At 61.5% G+C, this 20,817-nt stretch carries 20 protein-coding genes; 12 read left to right on the top strand and 8 right to left on the bottom strand.

Features of this window, described 5'->3' with window-relative positions; all coding sequences use genetic code 11:
• Positions 1 to 3 precede the first annotated feature (3 nt).
• From tssK to tagH, 3 genes are all read right to left on the bottom strand, one after another.
• Positions 4 to 1,338, bottom strand: coding sequence for a type VI secretion system baseplate subunit TssK (gene tssK / locus J3P94_RS01255; protein ID WP_305497879.1), 1,335 nt, complete (start codon positions 1,336 to 1,338; stop codon positions 4 to 6).
• A gap of 15 nt (positions 1,339 to 1,353) precedes the next feature.
• The gene (gene tssJ, locus J3P94_RS01250; protein ID WP_434570871.1) at positions 1,354 to 1,860 is read right to left on the bottom strand and encodes a type VI secretion system lipoprotein TssJ; all 507 of its coding nucleotides are present in this window, start codon (positions 1,858 to 1,860) and stop codon (positions 1,354 to 1,356) included.
• 68 nt (positions 1,861 to 1,928) lie between these two features.
• Positions 1,929 to 3,371 carry a type VI secretion system-associated FHA domain protein TagH gene (tagH, locus tag J3P94_RS01245; RefSeq protein ID WP_434570869.1) on the bottom strand — a complete coding sequence of 481 codons (1,443 nt, stop codon included), beginning with the start codon at positions 3,369 to 3,371 and terminating at the stop codon, positions 1,929 to 1,931.
• A gap of 405 nt (positions 3,372 to 3,776) precedes the next feature.
• On the opposite strand from tagH, the gene tssA reads away from it, so the two are divergent.
• From tssA to J3P94_RS01190, 11 genes are all read left to right on the top strand, one after another.
• The gene (gene tssA / locus J3P94_RS01240; protein WP_434570867.1) at positions 3,777 to 4,802 is read left to right on the top strand and encodes a type VI secretion system protein TssA; all 1,026 of its coding nucleotides are present in this window, start codon (positions 3,777 to 3,779) and stop codon (positions 4,800 to 4,802) included.
• Between the two features lie 81 nt (positions 4,803 to 4,883).
• Positions 4,884 to 5,399 (top strand): type VI secretion system contractile sheath small subunit, encoded by a 516-nt coding sequence (gene tssB, locus J3P94_RS01235; RefSeq protein ID WP_186633609.1) that lies wholly within the window; start codon positions 4,884 to 4,886, stop codon positions 5,397 to 5,399.
• Positions 5,400 to 5,411: 12 nt separating this feature from the next.
• Positions 5,412 to 6,908: a type VI secretion system contractile sheath large subunit gene (gene tssC, locus J3P94_RS01230; protein WP_434570865.1), complete on the top strand. Its 1,497-nt coding sequence runs from the start codon at positions 5,412 to 5,414 to the stop codon at positions 6,906 to 6,908.
• Between the two features lie 222 nt (positions 6,909 to 7,130).
• Complete coding sequence (locus tag J3P94_RS01225) at positions 7,131 to 7,619, top strand: Hcp family type VI secretion system effector (protein ID WP_186615146.1); 489 nt, start codon at positions 7,131 to 7,133, stop codon at positions 7,617 to 7,619.
• Positions 7,620 to 7,700: 81 nt separating this feature from the next.
• Positions 7,701 to 8,153: a type VI secretion system amidase effector protein Tae4 gene (locus J3P94_RS01220; RefSeq protein WP_434570863.1), complete on the top strand. Its 453-nt coding sequence runs from the start codon at positions 7,701 to 7,703 to the stop codon at positions 8,151 to 8,153.
• Entirely contained in the window at positions 8,153 to 8,578 is a 426-nt protein-coding gene (locus J3P94_RS01215) for a hypothetical protein (RefSeq protein WP_434570861.1), read from the top strand. Before J3P94_RS01220 ends, J3P94_RS01215 begins: the two co-directional genes overlap by 1 nt.
• Entirely contained in the window at positions 8,572 to 9,084 is a 513-nt protein-coding gene (gene tssE, locus J3P94_RS01210; protein ID WP_305497870.1) for a type VI secretion system baseplate subunit TssE, read from the top strand. Before J3P94_RS01215 ends, tssE begins: the two co-directional genes overlap by 7 nt.
• Positions 9,081 to 10,940, top strand: a complete 1,860-nt coding sequence (gene tssF, locus J3P94_RS01205; RefSeq protein ID WP_305497869.1) for a type VI secretion system baseplate subunit TssF — start codon at positions 9,081 to 9,083, stop codon at positions 10,938 to 10,940. The genes tssE and tssF overlap by 4 nt, the downstream gene beginning before the upstream one ends.
• Positions 10,904 to 11,956 (top strand): type VI secretion system baseplate subunit TssG, encoded by a 1,053-nt coding sequence (gene tssG / locus J3P94_RS01200; protein WP_434570858.1) that lies wholly within the window; start codon positions 10,904 to 10,906, stop codon positions 11,954 to 11,956. Before tssF ends, tssG begins: the two co-directional genes overlap by 37 nt.
• Positions 11,949 to 14,639 carry a type VI secretion system ATPase TssH gene (gene tssH, locus J3P94_RS01195; RefSeq protein WP_434570856.1) on the top strand — a complete coding sequence of 897 codons (2,691 nt, stop codon included), beginning with the start codon at positions 11,949 to 11,951 and terminating at the stop codon, positions 14,637 to 14,639. Before tssG ends, tssH begins: the two co-directional genes overlap by 8 nt.
• Positions 14,640 to 14,797: 158 nt before the next feature.
• The gene (locus J3P94_RS01190; protein WP_434570854.1) at positions 14,798 to 16,738 is read left to right on the top strand and encodes a type VI secretion system tip protein VgrG; all 1,941 of its coding nucleotides are present in this window, start codon (positions 14,798 to 14,800) and stop codon (positions 16,736 to 16,738) included.
• 249 nt (positions 16,739 to 16,987) lie between these two features.
• Here the strand turns inward: J3P94_RS01190 and J3P94_RS01185 are convergent, their stop codons facing one another.
• Positions 16,988 to 17,236: a hypothetical protein gene (locus J3P94_RS01185; RefSeq protein WP_434570852.1), complete on the bottom strand. Its 249-nt coding sequence runs from the start codon at positions 17,234 to 17,236 to the stop codon at positions 16,988 to 16,990.
• Positions 17,237 to 17,359: 123 nt separating this feature from the next.
• Between J3P94_RS01185 and J3P94_RS01180 the strand changes: the two genes are divergently transcribed.
• Positions 17,360 to 17,851, top strand: coding sequence for a hypothetical protein (locus J3P94_RS01180; protein WP_434570851.1), 492 nt, complete (start codon positions 17,360 to 17,362; stop codon positions 17,849 to 17,851).
• A 306-nt stretch (positions 17,852 to 18,157) separates the two neighbouring features.
• Here the strand turns inward: J3P94_RS01180 and J3P94_RS01175 are convergent, their stop codons facing one another.
• The 4 genes from J3P94_RS01175 to J3P94_RS01160 are packed head-to-tail and all read right to left on the bottom strand — an operon-like array spanning position 18,158 to position 20,656.
• Positions 18,158 to 18,580: a GTP pyrophosphokinase gene (locus J3P94_RS01175; RefSeq protein ID WP_434570849.1), complete on the bottom strand. Its 423-nt coding sequence runs from the start codon at positions 18,578 to 18,580 to the stop codon at positions 18,158 to 18,160.
• Positions 18,577 to 18,804, bottom strand: a complete 228-nt coding sequence (locus J3P94_RS01170; RefSeq protein ID WP_434570848.1) for a hypothetical protein — start codon at positions 18,802 to 18,804, stop codon at positions 18,577 to 18,579. The genes J3P94_RS01175 and J3P94_RS01170 overlap by 4 nt, the downstream gene beginning before the upstream one ends.
• Positions 18,794 to 20,167 (bottom strand): PAAR domain-containing protein, encoded by a 1,374-nt coding sequence (locus J3P94_RS01165; protein ID WP_305497855.1) that lies wholly within the window; start codon positions 20,165 to 20,167, stop codon positions 18,794 to 18,796. Before J3P94_RS01165 ends, J3P94_RS01170 begins: the two co-directional genes overlap by 11 nt.
• Before the next feature lie 54 nt (positions 20,168 to 20,221).
• Positions 20,222 to 20,656, bottom strand: a complete 435-nt coding sequence (locus J3P94_RS01160) for a DUF1795 domain-containing protein (protein WP_434570845.1) — start codon at positions 20,654 to 20,656, stop codon at positions 20,222 to 20,224.
• Between the last annotated feature and the right edge of the window lie 161 nt (positions 20,657 to 20,817).

The following is a 20,817-nucleotide window of genomic DNA, read 5'->3' as shown; positions in this document are numbered from 1 at the left end:
GGTTTATCCTCGGATCGCCCAGAAAGCCAGGTTCAGCCCCGGGAACTGGCCGGCGATGTGGAACGCAAAGCCGCCGGAGTTGCTCAACTGTTGCCAGTGATCGCTACCCCGGTCCAGCTCGTAATAGGTGGATCCGGCGTGGTACGGAAGCTGGCGTGGCGCCACCGGCAACGGCAGCAGGCCGATACCCGGCAGTTGCAGGTTGACCAGGTCGCGAATGTGCTCCACCGAGCCGACTTTGCTCTGCTGGCCGAAGCGGCCGCGCAGGGTTTCGGCGGGAACGTCGGCGCGCACCACGAGAATGAAACTGGCGCTGTCGAGCAAGGTCTTGTCGGCCAGCATCGCCACATGGATGCCGTAGGCTTTCTCGACAATCGGAATCGGCGTGGCCTTGCTGTCGATGAGCATCGACAGCGCCTCGCGCAGGGCCTGCATCACCGGTGTGAAACTCAGCACCAGGTCATCGTGCTGGTACTGCGGATATTCCTGCGGGCGGCGGCCGGATGCGGTAAAGGTCGAGAACTCCCCGGCCAGGCTCACCAGCTCGCTGTAGAAACGCTCGGGGTGCAGCGGGCTCAGCTGGCTCAGGTGCTGGATCAGCGGCTGGGCCCGGTTGACCAGTTGCAGCAGCATGAAATCGGCAATCTCCGAGGCCCCACCCGCGCCGGAGGCCACGACCCGCCCAGCCAGGGCTTCGCCACGCTGGTGCAGCAGGCCCAGCAGCTCACTGCGAAACGCTGCCAGTGACTTCGAAGCCGCTACGTCCAGCAGCGGCGGGATGTAATTTTCATCCAACACCAGGGCGCGGTCGGCGCGTTTTTCCTTGATGCGCACCACACCAATCGCGGCGTAATCGCCGATACCATCCTGGGCGGTCAGCAAACGCAGCGCCCGGGAACCCACGGCCACCGGCGCGCGGTTTTCGAACGGCGCATTGTCATCACGCACTTCGCAGACCTGGCTCACGTAGCGCGCGGCGCCCAAGGGTTCACCTTCGTCCACGGTGTCGCGGGCGCCGGCGCGCTTGAGCGGCAGGGCCAGGTACACGAGGCCGTCTCGCAGGTTGTCGTCAACGTTCAGCGGCGTCGGCGCAACGTCGTCCTGGGGAATATTGAACGGCGTGCCGTCGGGCAGCAGGCCCTTGGCCGAAATGATCGCCAGCTTGCCCTGGGCCAGCAGGCCCTGATCGATCAGCAATTCGGAAAAACCCCAGGCGCCGGCCGACAATGGGCGGCTGCGGGAATCGATAAGGTTTTCCAGGTAACGGTCATGCTGCTGGAAGTGCTGCGTTCCAATGAACATGCCTTCCGACCAGACCACGCGATTGTTCCAGGACATGGGGGCTCCGATTGCTTATTGGGCAGGGCTGGATGGGGGGACGACGACGGCGCTGCGCACGGCACGCACATCGAGGCTGATCTGGTATTCGGTGTATTGGCGCGCCGGGACATTCATCACCGTGCGCCACAGCGACTGGTCCAGCTCGCGATAGCCCACCAGGATTCCGATGTGCCGGGTGGCCGGGTCGAGATCGCGTTGCAGGCTCAGTTGCTGGTCCGGCTGGATCAGCACTTCGTCCTGGTCGATCAGGTCAGCCCCCAATGTCGCCTGCGCCCGTTCGGCCAGGGCGAAATAGTCGGCGCGGGCAAAAGTGGCGGCGTTCTTCAACTCGAAAATGCGCACCCGTACCGGCGCCGGCTGGCCGCTGGCGCCGGGGTTGAGCCCGGCGATGGCGTGGAAGTGCAACTCGACGGCGGCGGTGTCGGCTTCAGCCTCTTCGGGCTGGGGAGCGGCCGCATCCTTGGCGCACGCCGTCAGCACAAGTGCTGCGGCGACTGCGAGTAAAAACCTGGGAATCATCCTGCGTCCTCAATGACGTTTGAGCTATCCGTTGTGTGCTTGATAAGTGTTGTCTGGCCCGGTGCCGCTCAACGACGTCGCTGTCGCGTGCTGTGTTCTTCGTAGGCGCGGCTGAACTCCCGACCGAACAGGTCCTGGAAGTCTTCCTGGGCCTCCCGGGAAATGTTGCTGTAGAGCTCGGTGAATTGCTGCCAGTACTGGGCCTGGCGCGACCCGCTGAAAATTCCCGACAACCCGCCGGGCTTGCCCATGCGCTCTTCCAGCTGGGCCGGCTCGAAACGCGCCAGCAGATGCTTGATGGCCGCTTCCACACCGGCCATCACCGCCAGCTGATGGGCGCGCAAATCGTCAAAGCTGTCGCGCACCGCCACGTCCGGCGCCATGAAGGCCTGGTTGCCGTGGCGCAACAGCAACAGCAGGGCTTCGTCGACGTTCGGGGCAAATTTGAGCGGGTTGTTTTCCACCGGCTGGATCATTGTCTGCTGGATGCGGAATTCACCCTTGAGGCTGCTGCGGGCGCGCAGCACATCGATCAGGCCCTCGACCATCAATCGATAGCTGCGCCCGATGCTTTCCATCTGCGCCTCAGCCTGGGCTTTGTCCAGGCGCAACTGATCCAGCCCGGCGCCGCGCAGGAACGCTTGCAGCAGGTCAGGGCCAGAGGTGTCGGTTGGGGTAGCCGTCGGCTCGACGCGGCTGACCGGCGCTTCGCGCGGCGGCGCGGGCTCGATCGGCGCAACGACTTGCGGAATCGGCGGCGCGGAAACGGGCTCGATCACCGGCAATGGCGGCACGGAAACCGGCTCCGGCAGCGGCGCGACGGGAATCGGCGCAACCGGCGCAGGCGTGTCGCTGAACAGGTCCCAATCATCTGGGATAACCGGAGCAGGCGTCATCGGCAGCGGTTGGACCACTGGCGGCGGACTCGGGCGCGGAATCGGCGTGGGCGGGCGGAAATCATGTTGCTCGGCCGGAACGTGATCGGGCTGGGTGGCTGGAGGGACGCTGCTCGGAGCGAGGAAGTCGAACAGGTCCGGCAGCGTGTCCATGGACGACACGCCCTGGAAATGCGCAGGCGTGGCCACGGGTATCAGCGCCGGCGTATTCACGGCGGCACCCTGGCGCCCCATCAAGGCTTCGAAGCTGCTCGGCGCTTCGGCGAACGGATTGCTGTCGGTGACCGGCAGGCTGAAATCCACGCGCGCCTGGATCTCGTAATCACCGATGCGAATGACTTCGCCATCCTGCAGCGGCTCGCTGTTGCCTTTGCGCAAGCGAATGCCGGCCTTGACCAACTCGACGCCATTGGTGCTGTTATCGGTCAGATAATAGCGCCCGTCCTTGTATTGGATAACGCAATGTTGTCCAGAAACCAGGCGCTCCGGGTCGGGCAATACCCAGTCATTATCGGAATTACGGCCAATTGCCATCACGCCTTGGTTCAGGGTCTTTTCAGAACACTGTCCAGGGGTAATCTTGTGATAACTAGTGATAGTCAAACACAGCGGCATCTTGCCTCCTTGCTGATTACTTCTTTTTGCCGACGGAACAATGGACCTGAGCCCCCCGGCTGCGCGCTAAAAACCTTGCAAACAACCCGGAACGGCGTTTTGCCAGCATGATTGCTGATCTTAACCGGCCTGCGTGACAAAAAAACCTGCCTCGGTGCCTGCTTCGACCTACCGGTCGCGCGGGTTGTTAAGCACCTCACAACTGTCACATCGGCGAAATAGCTTACCTTGACAAGGGATAAGTACTACACCAAAAATGCACAACTTCTTGAATATACATGATGGCACTTTAAGATCATCTCGCACTTATAGCGCCATTACGGTCAAGGAACATGTGAAGTTTCATCCGAAACTTTCATGTGCACTGCCCGACTTCTTCAGCGGGTGATAGGGAGATCGATCCAAGTGGATGTGCCTTTGCTGCTCGCCGCCGTTTCCGCGAATTCGCCTTGCGGTGAAGACCTGGAATATGACGCGGATTTCTTGCGCCTGGAACGCGATTCCCGAGGCCAGCCCGAGCGCAGCATGGGCGACTCGATTCTGCCTGCAGAACCCCCTGAATGGCGCAGCATCCAGCAGCAAAGCCTGGACCTGCTCGCGCGCAGCAAAGACCTGCGCATCACCCATTTCCTGCTGCAAAGCTCCCTGGCCCTGGAAGGCATTCCCGGCCTGGCCCGTGTATTGACGCTGATCAACGAGCTGCTCAAGCAATACTGGGCCGACCTGCACCCGCGCCTGGATGCCGATGATGACAACGACCCCACCGTGCGAATCAATGCCCTTGCCGGCCTGACGTCGGACGTCACCATCCGCCTGCTGCGCGAAAGCATCCTGGCTCGCTCGCGCACGTTCGGCAGCGTCAGCCTGCGCGCCGCCGCCAACGCCAGCGGCTTGCAGAGTTTCCCCGATGAAAGCCTCGGCGCCGAACAACTCGCCGGCGCCCTGCTCGACAGCGATCCCGAGCAGTTGGAAGTCATTCGTGCCGCCCTGCTGGAAGCCCGCAGGGCCGCCGAGTCCATCGAACAGCAAGTCAGCGACCAGGTCGGTTCCGCCCAGGGCGTGGACCTCGGCCCGCTGAAACAACCGCTGAAGATGGCCCTGCAGATTCTCGGTCAGTTCGCCCCGCAGAGCGGCGACAGTGCCCTTGCCGATCCCGTCGAAACCGACAACGCCGCGCCGGTTGAATACGCCAGCGCACCCAGCACGCCGCGCAGTACCGTCGCCGGAGAAATCAACAACCGCGACGACGTCCTGCGCAGCCTGGACCGGATCCTGGCGTACTACACCCGTCATGAGCCCTCCAGCCCGCTGCCGGTGCTGTTGAACCGGGCGAAGAATCTGGTGCACGCCGATTTCGCGGCAATCGTACGCAACCTGATTCCCGACGGCATGAGTCAATTTGAAAACCTGCGCGGCCCGGAAAGCGAATAAAAAGCGAGCGGATCACGCAGTCACGTCATAGGTACCCCCGATGACGCCAACACCGTCGCTCAAGCGACCAGGAGCAGCAACGTGGCGAAGCAAAGTTCTCAGAAATTCATCGCGCGCAACCGCGCGCCTCGAGTGCAGATCGAGTACGACGTCGAGCTCTACGGCGCCGAGAAAAAGGTCCAGTTGCCCTTCGTCATGGGGGTAATGGCAGACCTGGCCGGCAAGCCCGCGGAGCCTCTGGCGCCGGTGGCCGATCGCAAGTTCCTCGAGATCGACGTCGACAACTTCGACTCGCGTCTCAAGGCCATGCAGCCTCGCGTGGCGTTCCATGTGCCTAACGAACTGACCGGCGAAGGCAACCTGAGCCTGGACCTGACGTTCGAAAGCATGGACGACTTCAGCCCTGCGGCCGTGGCCCGCAAGATCGATTCGCTGAACAAGCTGCTCGAAGCGCGCACTCAACTGGCCAACCTGCTGACCTACATGGACGGCAAGACCGGTGCCGAGGAAATCATCATGAAGGCGATCAAGGACCCAGCGCTGCTGCAGGCCCTTGCCAGCGCGCCGAAGCCCGCCGATGCAGAGCCCAAGGCTTAAGGACAAACGATCATGAACGATTTGGTACGCGACAATCAGTCCCAGAACCTGGGCGCCACCGAAGAAACCAGCGAGTTCGCCTCGCTGCTGCTGCAAGAGTTCAAGCCCAAGACCGAACGCGCCCGCGAAGCCGTCGAGACCGCCGTGCGTACGCTGGCAGAACAGGCCCTGGCGCAGACCGACCTGGTGTCCAACGATGCCATCAAGTCGATCGAGTCGATCATCGCCGCGATCGACGCCAAGCTCACCGCCCAGGTCAACCAGGTCATCCACCACCCGGACTTCCAGCAACTGGAAAGCGCCTGGCGTGGCCTGCATTACCTGGTCAACAACACCGAGACCGATGAGCAGCTCAAGATCCGCGTGCTCAACATCTCCAAGACCGACCTGCACAAGACCGTGAAGAAATTCAAGGGCACCGCGTGGGACCAGAGCCCGATCTTCAAGAAGATGTACGAAGAAGAATACGGCCAGTTCGGCGGCGAGCCTTACGGCTGCCTGGTAGGCGACTACTACTTCGACCAGTCGCCACCGGACGTGGAACTGCTGGGCGAGCTGTCGAAAGTCTGCGCCGCCATGCACGCGCCATTCATTGCCGCCGCCTCGCCAACCGTCATGGGCATGGGCTCGTGGCAGGAACTGTCGAACCCGCGCGACCTGACCAAGATCTTCACCACCCCGGAATACGCCGGCTGGCGTTCGCTGCGTGAATCGGAAGACTCGCGCTACATCGGCCTGACCATGCCGCGCTTCCTGGCGCGCCTGCCGTATGGCGCCAAGACCGATCCGGTGGAGGCCTTCGCCTTCGAAGAAAGCACCGACGGCGCCGACAGCTCCAAGTACACCTGGGCCAACGCCGCCTATGCGATGGCCGTGAACATCAACCGCTCGTTCAAACACTTCGGCTGGTGCTCGCGCATTCGCGGCGTGGAATCGGGCGGTGAAGTGGAAAACCTGCCGGCCCACACGTTCCCTACCGATGACGGTGGCGTGGACATGAAGTGCCCGACCGAAATCGCCATTTCGGACCGCCGTGAAGCGGAACTGGCGAAGAACGGTTTCATGCCGCTGCTGCACAAGAAAAACACCGACTTTGCCGCCTTCATCGGCGCCCAGTCGTTGCAGAAACCGGCCGAATACGACGACCCGGACGCCACCGCCAACGCCAACCTGGCCGCGCGCCTGCCGTACCTGTTCGCCACCTGCCGTTTCGCCCATTACCTGAAGTGCATCGTGCGCGACAAGATCGGCTCCTTCAAAGAGAAGGACGAGATGCAGCGCTGGTTGCAGGACTGGATCCTCAACTACGTCGATGGCGATCCGGCGCACTCCACCGAGACCACCAAGGCCCAGCATCCACTGGCTGCCGCCGAAGTGATCGTCGAAGAAGTCGAAGGCAACCCGGGGTACTACAACTCCAAGTTCTACCTGCGCCCGCACTATCAGCTCGAAGGGCTGACCGTGTCGTTACGCCTGGTATCGAAACTGCCGTCGGCCAAGGGCGCGTAAGGATTTACTGAACAGTACAGGGCAAATGTGGGAGCGAGCTTGCTCGCGATGGCGGTGGATCAGTTGTCATGTTTGCATCTGACACTCCGCTATCGCGAGCAAGCTCGCTCCCACAGGGGATCTTCAGTGGGTTGGAGATCGCCTTCGTAGCGTTCAATAGCAGTAATTTCGCAAGGTCAGCGTCAACCAAACAATGTGGTAAAGACCACACAGGGAGAAAACATGGCTGTTGATATTTTCATCAAGATCGGCGACATCAAGGGCGAGTCCATGGACAAGGTCCACAAGGACGAGATCGACGTCCTGAACTGGAGCTGGGGCATGTCCCAGACCGGTAACATGCACGTCGGCAGTGGCGGTGGCGCGGGCAAGGTGAGCATCCAGGACCTGTCGCTGACCAAGTACGTCGACAAGGCTTCGCCGAACCTGATGATGCACTGCGCCAGCGGCAAGCACGTCGACAAGGTCAAGCTGACCGTGCGCAAGGCCGGCGGCGAAAGCCAGGTCGAGTACATGATCATCAACCTGGAAGAAGTGCTGATTACGTCCCTGAGCACCGGCGGCTCGGGCGGCGATGATCGCCTGACCGAAAACGTCACCCTGAACTTCGCCAAGGTGCTGGTGGACTACCAGCCACAGAAAGCCGACGGCACCAAGGAAGGCGGTCCGGTCAAGTTCGGCTGGAACATCCGTCAGAACGTCAAGGTGTAATCGAACACGCCCCCGGCGCCACGCGCCGGGGGTGTTTGGTGCTTGCTCGCAACCCATCCTTTCCCTTCCGGTGTCTGAGTCATGGCCAAGCCTGCGTTTATCAATTTGTGGAAAGCCTATTCCGATTTGCTGGTCACCCATCCCGACGCGAAACCTTGCGACGGCCCTTGGGCAAACCAGTGCGCGATTCGCATGAGCCTGACGCTCAATGCGGAGAAGACCATCAAGGTCAACAAGTCCACCTACACCGAACCCAAGTGTGCCCATGAACACGCCAGGGGCGCCGAATCGCTGGCGAACTGGTTGTGGAAGCACCATTTGGGACGTCCGACCATCCTCAGCAATAGCGCCGCCGACCGGCAGAAGTTGATGGGCAAGACCGGGTTGATTTTCTTCAAGGATTGTTTCCAACAGTCAGGGGAGACCCCGGAAGGTCGTAGCGGCGACCATATCGATCTATGGAACCGTGGCCTGACCCAAACCAGCGACCTGTTCTACCGTTCCAAGAAAGTCTGGTTCTGGGAGCTCATTTAATGAACAAGCCTCTGCTCGCCCTATGCCTGGCGACAAGTCTGATCAGCCTTAGCGCATGCGCCGAGCATGCCGATACGCTGACCACGCAAGCCGATTTTGTTGGTCAGCAGCTCAAGCTAGTCGACGAGCAAGGCCAGTGCACACTGGTAAAACCTGACCAGAGTCGCATGAAACTGGACATGGAATGGCCTTGCGGCTTTAGTCTGGATAAACAGCAGAAACTGCGCGTGGAAATGTTCAACAACATCCCTATATTCGCGGTTTGGCGCAGCGAACACATGCCAGCCCCCAGCCGCGACTGCCTGAGCAAAATGCAGGCTATTCGTCAGACAGCAAAAGGTTTTGAGGCGGGAATGGTCAGCCTTTATGCGTCTTGCGGCTCCGGCGGAGACCAAAAAATGTATGTGGCACCCTTTACGTGGTAACCGAAATCGCCACCCGCGATCGTCTGCAACCGTCTCTGCTGGACCGGCTGACCGACGACGATCCGAGCAACCCGAAGGAAAGCGCCGACAAGCGCGTGCTGTCCCTTACCCAATTAAAAGCCTCGGTGCTGCGTGACCTGGCGTGGCTGCTCAACACCACGTCGTTGCTCGACGCCGATGCCACGCTGCACACCCCGGCGGGCACCTCGGTGGTGAATTTCGGGCTGCCGGCGCTGGCCGGCAACAGCGCCTCGAACATCGATGTGCCCGCGCTGGAAACCCTGATCCACCAGGCCATCGCCACGTTCGAGCCGCGTATCTTGCGCCACACCCTGCGCGTGCGCGCCCGGGCAACCGCCGAGATGAACCATAACGCCCTGAGCTTCGAGATCGAAGGCGATCTCTGGGCGCAGCCGGTGCCGCTGCGCCTGATGCTGCAAACCGACCTGGATCTGGAGACCGGCCACGTGCGCGTAGTCAACGCCGACCAGCGGAGACGCCCATGAACCCGCGCCTGCTGGAGCTGTACAACCAGGAGCTGCACCACGTGCGCGAAAGCGCGGCGGAGTTCGCCCAGGAATATCCGAAGATCGCCAGCCGGTTGTCGCTGGCCGGCATGGACTGCGCCGACCCGTACGTCGAGCGCCTGCTGGAAGGCTTCGCTTATCTGACCGCAAGGGTGCAGCTCAAGCTCGACGCCGAATACCCGACGTTCACCCACAACCTGTTGGAAATCGCCTATCCGCATTACCTGGCACCGACGCCGTCGATGACCGTGGTGCAGATGCAGGCCGACCCGGACGAAGGTTCACTGAGCAGCGGTTTCCCGCTGCCCCGTGACACCGTCCTGCGTGCTGCCCTGGGTCGCGAATCCCAGACCTGCTGCGAGTACCGTACCGCCCACGCGGTGACGTTGTGGCCGTTGCAGGTCAGCCAGGCCGAGTACTTCGGCAACCCGTCAGCGGTACTCGGGCGCCTGGCCGCCAGCGAACCGAAAGCCAAGGCCGGCCTGCGCCTGACCCTGCGCACCGGCGCCGAACTGCCGTTCAACAGCCTGGCCCTGGACAATCTGCCGCTGTACTTGAGCGGCGCCGACGAACAGCCCTTCCGCCTCTACGAACAACTGCTGGGCAATGCCTGCGCGGTGTTCGCCCGCCAGCCCGGCGGCAACTGGGTCGAACGGTTGCCGCAGGATGCGTTGCGCGCGCAAGGCTTCGATGACGCCGAGGCCGCGCTGCCGGTGGTGTCGCGGGCGTTCCAGGGTTATCGCCTGTTGCAGGAATATTTCGCCCTGCCGCACCGCTTCCTGTTCGTCGATTTCACCCAGCTCGGCCGCGCCGTCAAGCGCTGCGATGGCCAGGAGCTTGAGCTGATCGTGCTGTTTGACCGCCACGATCCGAGCCTGGAAGGCAGCGTCGGCGCTGCGCAGTTCCTGCCGTTCTGCACACCGGCGATCAATCTGTTCCCCAAGCGCCTGGACCGCATTCACTTGTCGGACCGGGTCAACGAACATCATGTGATTGCCGACCGCACCCGGCCGATGGATTTTGAAGTGCATTCGCTGACCGGGCTGGCCGGCCACGGCACCGGCCCGGAGCAGCCGTTCCTGCCCTTCTACGCCGTGCGCGATCCGTCCCGCTATGGCCGCGACAAGGCCTATTACACGGTGCGCCGCGAACCGCGCGTGCTGTCCAGCGATCAGCGCCGCAACGGCCCGCGCTCGACCTATATCGGCAGCGAGACCTTCGTCAGCCTGGTGGACAGCCAGCAAACGCCTTATCGCCACGACCTGCGTCAATTGGGCGTGACCGCACTGTGCACCAACCGCGACCTGCCGCTGTTCATGAGCGTGGGCAACGGCAAGACCGACTTCACCCTGGCCGACAGCGCGCCGGTTGGCGCGGTGCGCTGCGTCGCCGGACCGAGTCGTCCACGGGCCAGCCATGCCCACGATGCCAAGGCTTGGCGGCTGATCAGCCAGCTGTCGCTGAACTACCTGTCCTTGAGCGAACAAGGCCAGGGCGCGGCCGCCCTGCGCGAACTGCTGCGCCTGTATGGCGACAGCAACGATGCGGCGCTGCAATTGCAGATCGAAGGCCTGCGCGAAGTCAGCAGCAAGGCCTGCACCCGGCGCCTGCCGATGCCCGGCCCGATCGTGTTTGGTCGCGGCCTGGAGATCACCCTGGAATTCGATGAAAACGCGTTTCGCGGCACCGGGGTGTTCCTGCTCGGCGCGGTGTTCGAACGCTTCCTGGCACGCTACGTGTCGATCAACAGTTTTACCGAGACGGTGATCCGTACCACCGAACGCGGCGAGATCATGCGATGGAAAGCCAAGCCCGGACGTCGTCCGACCCTGTGAGTACCCTGGAAGCGATGCACCAGGAACCCTGGGAATACGACTTCTTCCAGGCGTTGCGGCGCATCGAGTGCGAATCCCCCGAACTGCCGCGCCTGGGCCATTCCCTGCGCCCGGCCGATGATCCGCTGCGCCTCGGGCAACAGGCCGAGTGCACCTTCGCGCCGGCGACCCTGGCCTCGGTGCAACCGGGCGTCGACGGTGCGCCGGCGCGCCTGGAGCAGTTCTTCTTCGGCCTCGGCGGCCCCAACGGCCCGATGCCGTTGCACATCACCGAATACGTGCGCGAACGCCAGCGCAACAATGGCGACAGCACCAGCAAACGCTTTCTCGACGTCTTCCATCATCGCCTGCTCAGCCTGTTCTACCGGGCCTGGGCCGAAGCACGGCCGACGGTCAGCCACGATCGCCCGGACGATGATTACTGGTCGGCGCGCCTGGCGGCACTCAGCGGCCGGGGCATGCCGAGCCTGCTCAACCAAGGGCTGATTCCCGATACGGCGAAGCTGCACTACAGCGGTCACCTGTCGGCGCAAACCCGCTACCCGGACGGTCTGAAAGCGATCCTCAGCGAGTACTTCGGCCTGCCGGTGGAAATCGAAGAATACGTCGGCCAATGGCTGGAACTGCCGGAGCGCAGCCGCGTTGGTGTCAGCGCCCATCAACTGGGCGTGGACTTCTGCCTGGGCCGCTACGTTTGGGATCGCCAGCACAAATTCCGCATTCGCCTGGGGCCGCTCAAGCTCGTCGACTACATGGGCATGCTGCCCGGCAGCCAACCGTTCAATGAGCTGGTGGCCTGGGTCGCCGAATACCTGGGGCATGAACTGGACTGGGACCTGAACCTGGTCCTGGAGCAGCCCGAAGTGCCCGCACTACAACTCAATGGCCGTTTCCGCCTGGGTTTCAACACCTGGCTGGGACGTCCTGAAAAAGATGCCAACGATCTAATACTGGCCCGGCATTACGCCGAACAGGCCAACACCTCACAGACCTCAAGGAGCCATGAGCATGGGTGAAATCAGTCGCGCCGCGTTGTTCGGCAAACTCAACAGCGTGGCCTACAAAGCCATCGAAGCCGCCACCGTGTTCTGCAAGTTGCGCGGTAACCCTTATGTGGAACTGGCCCACTGGTTTCATCAATTGCTGCAACTGCAGGACTCGGACCTGCACCGCATCATCCGCCAGTTCAACATCGAGCCGGCACGCCTGGCCCGCGACTTGACCGAGGCGCTGGATCGCCTGCCACGAGGTTCGACCTCCATCACCGACCTGTCTTCCCATGTGGAAGAAGCCGTGGAACGCGGCTGGGTCTACGGCAGCCTGATGTTCGGCGAAAGCCAGGTGCGCACCGGTTACCTGGTGCTGGGCATCCTCAAGACGCCGAGCCTGCGTCATGCGCTGCTGGGCCTGTCGTCGGAATTCGACAAGGTCAAGGTCGAAGCCCTGAGCGAACGGTTTGACGAATACGTCGGCGACTCGCCGGAAAACGCCCTGACCGCCAGCGACGGCTTCAACGCCGGCGCCGTACCTGGGGAGGCCAGCGGCGCGATGGCCCCCAGCGCCATGGGCAAGCAGGAAGCGCTCAAGCGCTTCACCGTCGACCTCACCGAACAGGCCCGCAGCGGCAAGCTCGACCCGATCGTCGGCCGAGACGAAGAGATCCGCCAACTGGTGGATATTCTCATGCGCCGTCGGCAGAACAACCCGATCCTCACCGGTGAAGCCGGCGTCGGCAAGACCGCCGTGGTTGAAGGTTTTGCCCTGCGCATCGTCGCCGGTGACGTGCCGCCTTCGCTCAAGGACGTGGAGCTGCGCAGCCTCGACGTTGGCTTGTTGCAGGCCGGCGCGAGCATGAAAGGTGAATTCGAGCAGCGCCTGCGTCAGGTTATCGAAGACGTCCAGGCCTCACCCAAACCGATCATCCTGTTCATCGACGAAGCCCACACCCTGGTGGGTGCCGGTGGCGCCGCCGGTACCGGCGACGCGGCCAACCTGCTGAAGCCGGCCCTGGCGCGCGGCACCTTGCGCACCGTCGCCGCCACGACCTGGGCCGAATACAAGAAGCACATCGAAAAGGACCCGGCGCTGACCCGGCGTTTCCAGGTGGTGCAAGTCGCCGAGCCGTCGGAAGACAAGGCCCTGCTGATGATGCGCGGCGTGGCCTCGACCATGGAAAAACACCATCAGGTGCAAATCCTCGACGAGGCCCTGGAGGCCTCGGTCAAGCTGTCTCACCGCTACATTCCCGCGCGCCAGTTGCCGGACAAGTCCGTGAGCCTGCTGGACACCGCCTGCGCCCGCGTTGCCATCAGCCTGCACGCCGTGCCGGCCGAAGTGGACGACAGCCGCCGGCGCATCGAAGCGCTGGAAACCGAACTGCAGATCATCGCCCGTGAACATGCGATCGGCATCGCCATCGGCACCCGCCAGACCCAGACCGAAAGCCTGCTCGCCGCCGAGCGCGAACGCCTGGCCGAATTGGAAAGCCGTTGGGCCGAAGAGAAAACCCTGGTCGACGAATTGCTGGAAACTCGCGCTACCCTGCGCGAGCGCGTCGGCCTGGTGGACAGCGAGAGCGGCAGCGAAGCTTCCGACAACGACAGCCATGCCCTGCGCGAGACACTGGTCGACCTGCAACAGCGCCTGACCGCCCTGCAAGGCGAGACCCCGCTGATCCTGCCGACCGTGGATTACCAGGCCGTGGCCTCGGTGGTCGCCGACTGGACCGGAATCCCGGTGGGCCGCATGGCCCGCAACGAACTGGAGACCGTGCTCAACCTCGACCAGCACCTGAAAAAACGCATCATCGGCCAGGACCATGCCCTGCAGATGATCGCCAAGCGCATCCAGACCTCGCGCGCCGGCCTCGACAACCCGAGCAAGCCGATCGGCGTGTTCATGCTCGCCGGTACCTCCGGCGTGGGCAAGACCGAAACCGCCCTGGCCCTGGCCGAAGCCATGTACGGCGGCGAACAGAACGTCATCACCATCAACATGAGCGAGTTCCAGGAAGCCCACACCGTGTCCACCCTCAAGGGTGCGCCACCGGGCTACATCGGTTATGGCGAAGGCGGCGTGCTGACCGAAGCCGTGCGGCGCAAACCGTACAGCGTGGTCCTGTTGGACGAGGTGGAAAAAGCTCACCCGGACGTGCACGAGATTTTCTTCCAGGTGTTCGACAAAGGCGTGATGGAGGACGGCGAAGGCCGGGTGATCGACTTCAAGAACACCTTGATCCTGCTGACCACCAACGCCGGCACCGAGCTGATCGCCCAGGTCTGCAAGGATCCGCAGAACGTGCCCGAGCCGGAAGAAATCGCCAAGGCCCTGCGCCAGCCGCTGCTGGAAATCTTCCCGCCGGCGCTGCTCGGCCGCCTTGTGACGATCCCCTACTATCCGCTCAGCGACGAGATGCTCAAGGCCATCACCCGCCTGCAACTCAACCGCATCAAGAAGCGCGTCGAGAGCACTCACAAAGTGGCCTTCGATTACGACGACGCGGTGATCGACCTGATCGTCTCGCGCTGCACCGAAACCGAAAGCGGCGGGCGCATGATCGACACCATCCTGACCAACAGCCTGCTGCCGGACATGAGCCGCGAGTTCCTGACTCGCATGCTCGAAGGCAAGGCCATGGCCGGCGTGCGGATCAGCGCCGTGGATAACGAACTGAAGTACGATTTCAGCGACGCGGCCTGACTTCAGGTAACACCGCACAACCCTGTGGGAGCGAGCTTGCTCGCGATAGCGCAATCACATTCAACATCCATGTTGACTGACATACCGCTATCGCGAGCAAGCTCGCTCCCACAGTTGGTTGTGTTACTCCAGCTCCTACAACTAGCACGAGACCCCCGATGTTATTCAACCAAGCCTCCCGCCTGGCGAAAATCACCAGCCCCCTCGGGCCCGAGGTGCTGCTGCTCAAGGACATGGGCGGCGGCGAAGAGCTGGGGCGGCTGTTCAACTATGAGTTGCAGCTGCACTCGCTGGACAATGCCATCGACCTCAACCAGGTGCTGGGTAAACCCATGTGCGTGAGCGTTCAGCTGGATGGCGGTGGCGAGCGGCACTTCCACGGCATCGTCGCGCGCTTCAGCCAGAACATCGACCAGGGCCAGTTTGCCAGCTACCAGGCCACGCTAAGGCCCTGGCTGTGGCTGCTGACGCGCACCTCCGACTGCCGGATTTTCCAGAACCTGACGGTTCCGCAGATCATCAAGCAGGTGTTCCGCGACCTGGGTTTCTCCGACTTCGAAGACGCCCTCAGCCGCCCTTATCGCGAGTGGGAGTACTGCGTCCAGTACCGTGAGACCAGCTTCGATTTCGTCAGCCGGCTGATGGAACAGGAAGGCATCTACTACTACTTCCGCCATGAACAGGGTCGCCACGTGCTGGTGCTGGCCGACGCCTACGGCGCCCATGCTCAAGCGCCCGGCTACGGCTCGGTGCCGTATTACCCGAAGAACGAGCAGCAGCGTGAACGCGATCATATTCATGATTGGCACTTGGCTCAGGAAGTCCAGCCGGGGTCGCTTGAGCTCAACGACTACGACTTCCAGCGCCCAAGTGCACACATTGACGTGCGCGCAGCCATGCCGCGCCCGCACACCGCTGGCGACTATCCGCTCTATGACTACCCCGGCACCTACGTGCAAAGCGAAGACGGCGAGCACTACGCCCGCACCCGCATCGAAGCCTTGCAGACCCTGCACGAGCAGGTCGAACTGGCGGGCAATGCCCGAGGCCTGGGCTCGGGGCACCTGTTCAGCCTGACCGGCTTCAGCCGCCAGGACCAGAACCGCGAATACCTGATCGTCGGCGCGCGTTATTACGTTTCCCAGGAAAGTGGCGAGAGCGGCGTCGGCGCGCCTTCGGCACAGTTCGAAAGCACCCTGACCTGCATCGACGCCCAGCAAAGCTTCCGTCCGATGGCGATCACCCACCGCCCCATCGTCAAGGGACCGCAGACAGCTTTGGTGGTCGGGCCCAAGGGCGAGGAAATCTGGACCGACCAGTTCGGCCGGGTGAAGGTGCATTTCTATTGGGACCGCCACGACCAGTCCAACGAAAACAGCTCGTGCTGGATTCGTGTGTCGCAGGCTTGGGCCGGCAAGAATTGGGGATCGGTGCAGATCCCGCGTATCGGTCAGGAAGTGATCGTCAGTTTCCTTGAAGGGGATCCCGACAGGCCCATCGTCACCGGTCGTGTGTACAACGCCGAACAGACCGTCCCCTATGCGTTGCCCGCCAATGCCACCCAGAGCGGTACCAAGAGTCGTTCGAGCAAGGGCGGCACGCCGGCGAATTTCAACGAAATCCGCATGGAAGATAAAAAGGGCGCCGAGCAACTTTACATCCACGCCGAGCGCAACCAGGACATCGCCGTGGAAGTGGATGAAAGCCACTGGGTGGGTCGCGATCGTCGCAAGAATATCGACCGCAACGAAACCGTACGCATTGGCGAAGACCGGCTGCGGGCCGTACAGCGCAACGACACGTTGCTCGTCGGCGGGGCCAAGAGCGACAGCATCGCGACCCAATACCTCATCGAGGCCGGTTCGCAGATTCGGCTGGTGTGTGGCAAAAGCGTGCTGGAGTTCAACGCCAGTGGCGAGATCAATATCTCCGGCACCGCGTTCAACCTCTACGCCAGTGGCAATGGCAACATCGACACCGGCGGCCGCCTTGACCTCAACTCCGGTGGCGCCAGCGCCGTGGACCCCAAGGGCAAGGGCATCAAGGGCGTGATCGAGGCGGCGGTGAAAGCGTTATTCCCGGCGAAGGCCAAGCAGTAAGGTTCACCGCAGAACACTCCCAGCCTGACTCACTCAAGAAAAACGATGATCCCGTGGCGAGGGAGCTTGCTCCCGCTTGAGTGCGAAGCGCTCACAAAAGGGGCTGCTACGCAGCCCAGCGGGAGCAAGCTCCCTCGCCACGGGGTCTGTCTACGGCCATGGTGAAAAGCACTGCGGCCTAACCGGCCCTTTCGGCGATCAGATGGCCGTGCCGCGGTTCGTTCCCGGTTGAATAATCAAGAGCTCGTCCTATCCACGTTTTCTACAACGCGACACGAAAGGAAGCGCGGCTTGCGGGTCACGCTTGAACAGCTCAAAGGTCGCCTGGTTAATTTCGTAGTATTCCTCGTAGTCAGCCATGCCGTTGCTGACTGGTATGGAGACATAGAACCGACCCGAGCACTGTTCCGTCCCCACGCAAAACCTATGTTCACGGTGAACCAAGGCATCTTGAAAATCGCGCGGCTCTTCTAGATCTAAAAAGCATAAACCGCCCATAAACCATGAAAAGTAGATATGTAAAACTGTAATAGTTGACAGTTAAAAAGTAGTGCTCACCACGTCAATGTCTGCAAACGCAGATAACTGCGGCGAGTTAATCAACTACTGGCAGGTGAGACGATGAAAACCAAGGTATATGCGAACCTAGAATGGCAACACATCGGAACAGTAACAGAAGCAGGAAATTTATATGCAGATGGGGAGTGGTGCTTTAATACTAAGGAGCGTGCTGCTCGGACCTGCAACTCAATTGGGCGAGGTAGGAGCGGAAATTACTACATCATAAAGATAAATAAAGGCGACAACCGTTATCCTTACACTGGTGATAACGCCGTAGTTGGTCAGCTTCTGGTTCGCGTAGGTGAACAAGGCATGCCAGTGCCATTGGATGAGGTAGGGCGTTTGCACGTGGAAGCCGGATGGGATTTATGGCTACGCATTAACGATGATTTTGGCGTTTCCGATAACGACGGTGAATTAAGCCTTCGGATTGTTACACCCAAAATGGCTGAATATGATCCTGCCCGGACAAATGCTACAAATTCATATGGCGATCCTATTGGCACTCAATATAAAAGGAACGCTGCCGGCGGATATGTAAAAATTATATAACCTTGAATAAATGGCCCCCTGCCTTTTCTTGGAGGGGCCATTCAGCACCCGGATTTAAATCACATTAAGCGATTGCCGGCGCTCATTGGCTGGAACTTCCCTTCACCGACCTTGTGACGGCTGTGCCATAGACGGTAGCCGGCCAAATGGATATGCGGCACCCAGCCCTCTATCTACCCGGCGGTTGGTATGGCTGCACAGGGACGTATCGATGGCCCGGAGACGCAGGTCACGGTCAGAACGAACGCGTCGCCGGCCTTTTCAGATTGCCCTCCCACGCCCACGATCAGATGGCGGCGCCATAATTCATTGCTCTTGCAGATAACGCAACGCCCGATGATATTTCGCGGCGCGTTCCAGGTCTTTGTCGCGCACGACGGGCAGCCGGGTGAGGTCAAGATTGTCGTGGATATCCGCTATCTTCACTTGGGTCGCCAGTGGATTGGGACGAATCCGCGCAATGAACTGTTCATAGGACTCGCCCTGACGCTTGGTCAGGCAGTCGATAGCCGTCACCACGGCCTCGGAAATGCCAAGCTCGCGCAGCTCATCCAGCGTGACATCGCCGTCTTCGACCACATCATGCAACAGGCTGACCAGTTGCTCTTCAAGCCCGTCGAACCTCATCATCAGGCGCAACGGGTGGAGAATGTAGGGCTTGCCGGCCTTATCCACCTGGCCCGCGTGGACCTTTGAAGCCAAGGCGATTGCAGCGTCCAGAATGCTCATTGGCGATCAAAGCCCTTCTCGTATTGTTCTCTGGAAATCTCGCGACCATACAAGACGGCGTCGTTGTACAGCCGGTTGTCCGCGGGAACCGGTTGTTCGCTTTCGGCAGCATAAAATTTCCTGAATACGGTCCCGGTGCGATGATCCCAACGGAAGGTGACCTCTTCGTAGTCGTAGTCCAGGAACACATCCCGACTGGCGAAGGCACTCAAATCAATTCCCACCGTTCCCCCTGACTGCGTCGTAATAGGCCTTGCTCTTGTCCGCGATAGCTTGCGCCTGCGGACTGGCCTTGTCCAAGACTCGGAAGTCTTCGTAATACTTGTGGCCCAGCCCGCCAGGGACCTGGGTTTTTGCGGCAACGGCATTATAGGTGTCGTCTCCCAGCAACACCCGAGCCAGCGGCTCCGGTTCCTTGGCGTAGATCATTTCCGGTGAGTTGACCTGGATTTCTCCCGGTATTCCAGCGCGGGTCTGCATCGTGGAATTGACGCCGCTATAGCCCATTTCGTTAGCGGCACCGTCAATCACTTTCACGTTCGCGCCGCGCTTGCCGAGCTCTGCCGCAACGGAACTGATCTGGTCGGATTCGACAATGATCGTGTTCCTCGCCAAGTCCTTGATCCGGGTCGCATCCCCACCATAATCGTTGTCGATTTTCTCTCGGGCACGCGCCTCTGACTTGATCGGCGCCTTGGCGACCTTGCCCCCATACTGGGCGGCGATTTCATCGGCGACGGTATCGATTTCCGCTTTCGCGGCCGGGGCTTTTGCGTAGACCTCTTCGAAGGTCTTGGGAGCCTTGGAGGTGGTGGCGGGCTTGCCCAGCTTCGCCAACTTCGGCCCCATGCCCAGCAAGGCCATGCCGGCCACGCCTTGCAATAGATCCCGGTAACCCGGACCAAGGCGGTCGCCCAGGTCCCCCAGCAGGGCCATGCCTGCCATCGCGGCACCGCCAATGGCGACGGCGGCAGCAAGGGCAGCAGCGCCGGCCATCGCCGCCAATACCAGCGCAGCACCCGCAGCCACGATGCCCAGCGCTTCCAGGCCGGTATGCAACCAGCCTTCGAGGTCCAGCACAAACGCCACCGACACCGTCGGCCCACCGATGAAGGTGTTCGGGCTGCCCGTCTTGATGTGGGCGCCGCAGACCATTTTGCTGTGCAGGCGCGCCGCCGGTTTACCGTTGATGAACACCGTGGCGCTGCCTTCGGCGATCAGCACCGGAAAAGGCCAGATCGGATGATTCATTGGCAGCCCGGTGCAGGAAGAGGCGATGTCTTCGCCCGCCCGCATGGCATTGCGGTCGTTGATATAGACGTTGAAGCTGCCCATGATCAACGCCCCCGTCGTCGGTTCGGGCAGGTTGAATATGGTGGACAGGCCCTTGACGATCTGGAACATCGACAAGCCGCCAGCCGCGATCGAGCCGGCCATGATCGCCAGTGCCACACCGCCCGTGGCAACCGTTGCGGCGACGACCGCAGCGCCGATCAAGGCCCCGGCCACGGCTCCGGCGACCATCGCGGCCAACCCGAACCCGTGGGCTATTTCGTCACCCAGACGTGCCGCGGCCTGTGCATCCATCGCAGGAATCTACCTCACTGTTTGGTCTGACTGCGCAGTGGCACGTATCGAATCTCAGGCAATCGGAGGCTGTGGCTTGAGCGAATGCATCGCCAGCTTCCAGGCCGGCTCGTGATAGGCGAAGTCGTTGGGTGTGGTGGTCAAGGTGGTGATCAGCACGGACGGCTTACGCTCGATGAAAACCTGGCGCAGCATCAGGTCGCGTCCTTCGCGCTGCCAGGTGTAATCCAGCAAGGTGGTGGTGTGTCCATGCAGCACCGTGTCCCAGCGCTGAACCAGCTTGAAGCCCGGCAATTGCTGCTCCGCGCTTTTTAGTTGGCGGTCCACGTACTCGGCAAAGGGAGCGTCACCCTGGGTGGCATCGCGGCTGATGACGAAACTGGCCTCTTTGGCGGGCCCCACTGCCGGCAGCTTGAAAATGTTGATGCTCTGGTCCTGCCAGGTATCGGGGATTTCGAGATCGGCTTCTTGAATGCGGTATGAGGTCACGGTAATCGCTTTCCATGGACATGAGGTGACGCGTGGAGGAGCAGATATTCGGGTAATGCCTGGCAACAATCAAGAACCGGGTTCCTCTCCTCCAGGTAACCCTCTACATTATGCGATCAGCGTCACCACTCTGGCGATTCACGCCTCTGCAGAAGCCGTCG

The organism is Pseudomonas sp. Z3-8 (genome assembly GCF_051131975.1).
GTDB lineage: Bacteria > Pseudomonadota > Gammaproteobacteria > Pseudomonadales > Pseudomonadaceae > Aquipseudomonas.
The sequence above is the reverse complement of the archived record's forward strand: the minus strand, read 5'-3'. Positions and strand labels throughout refer to the sequence as shown.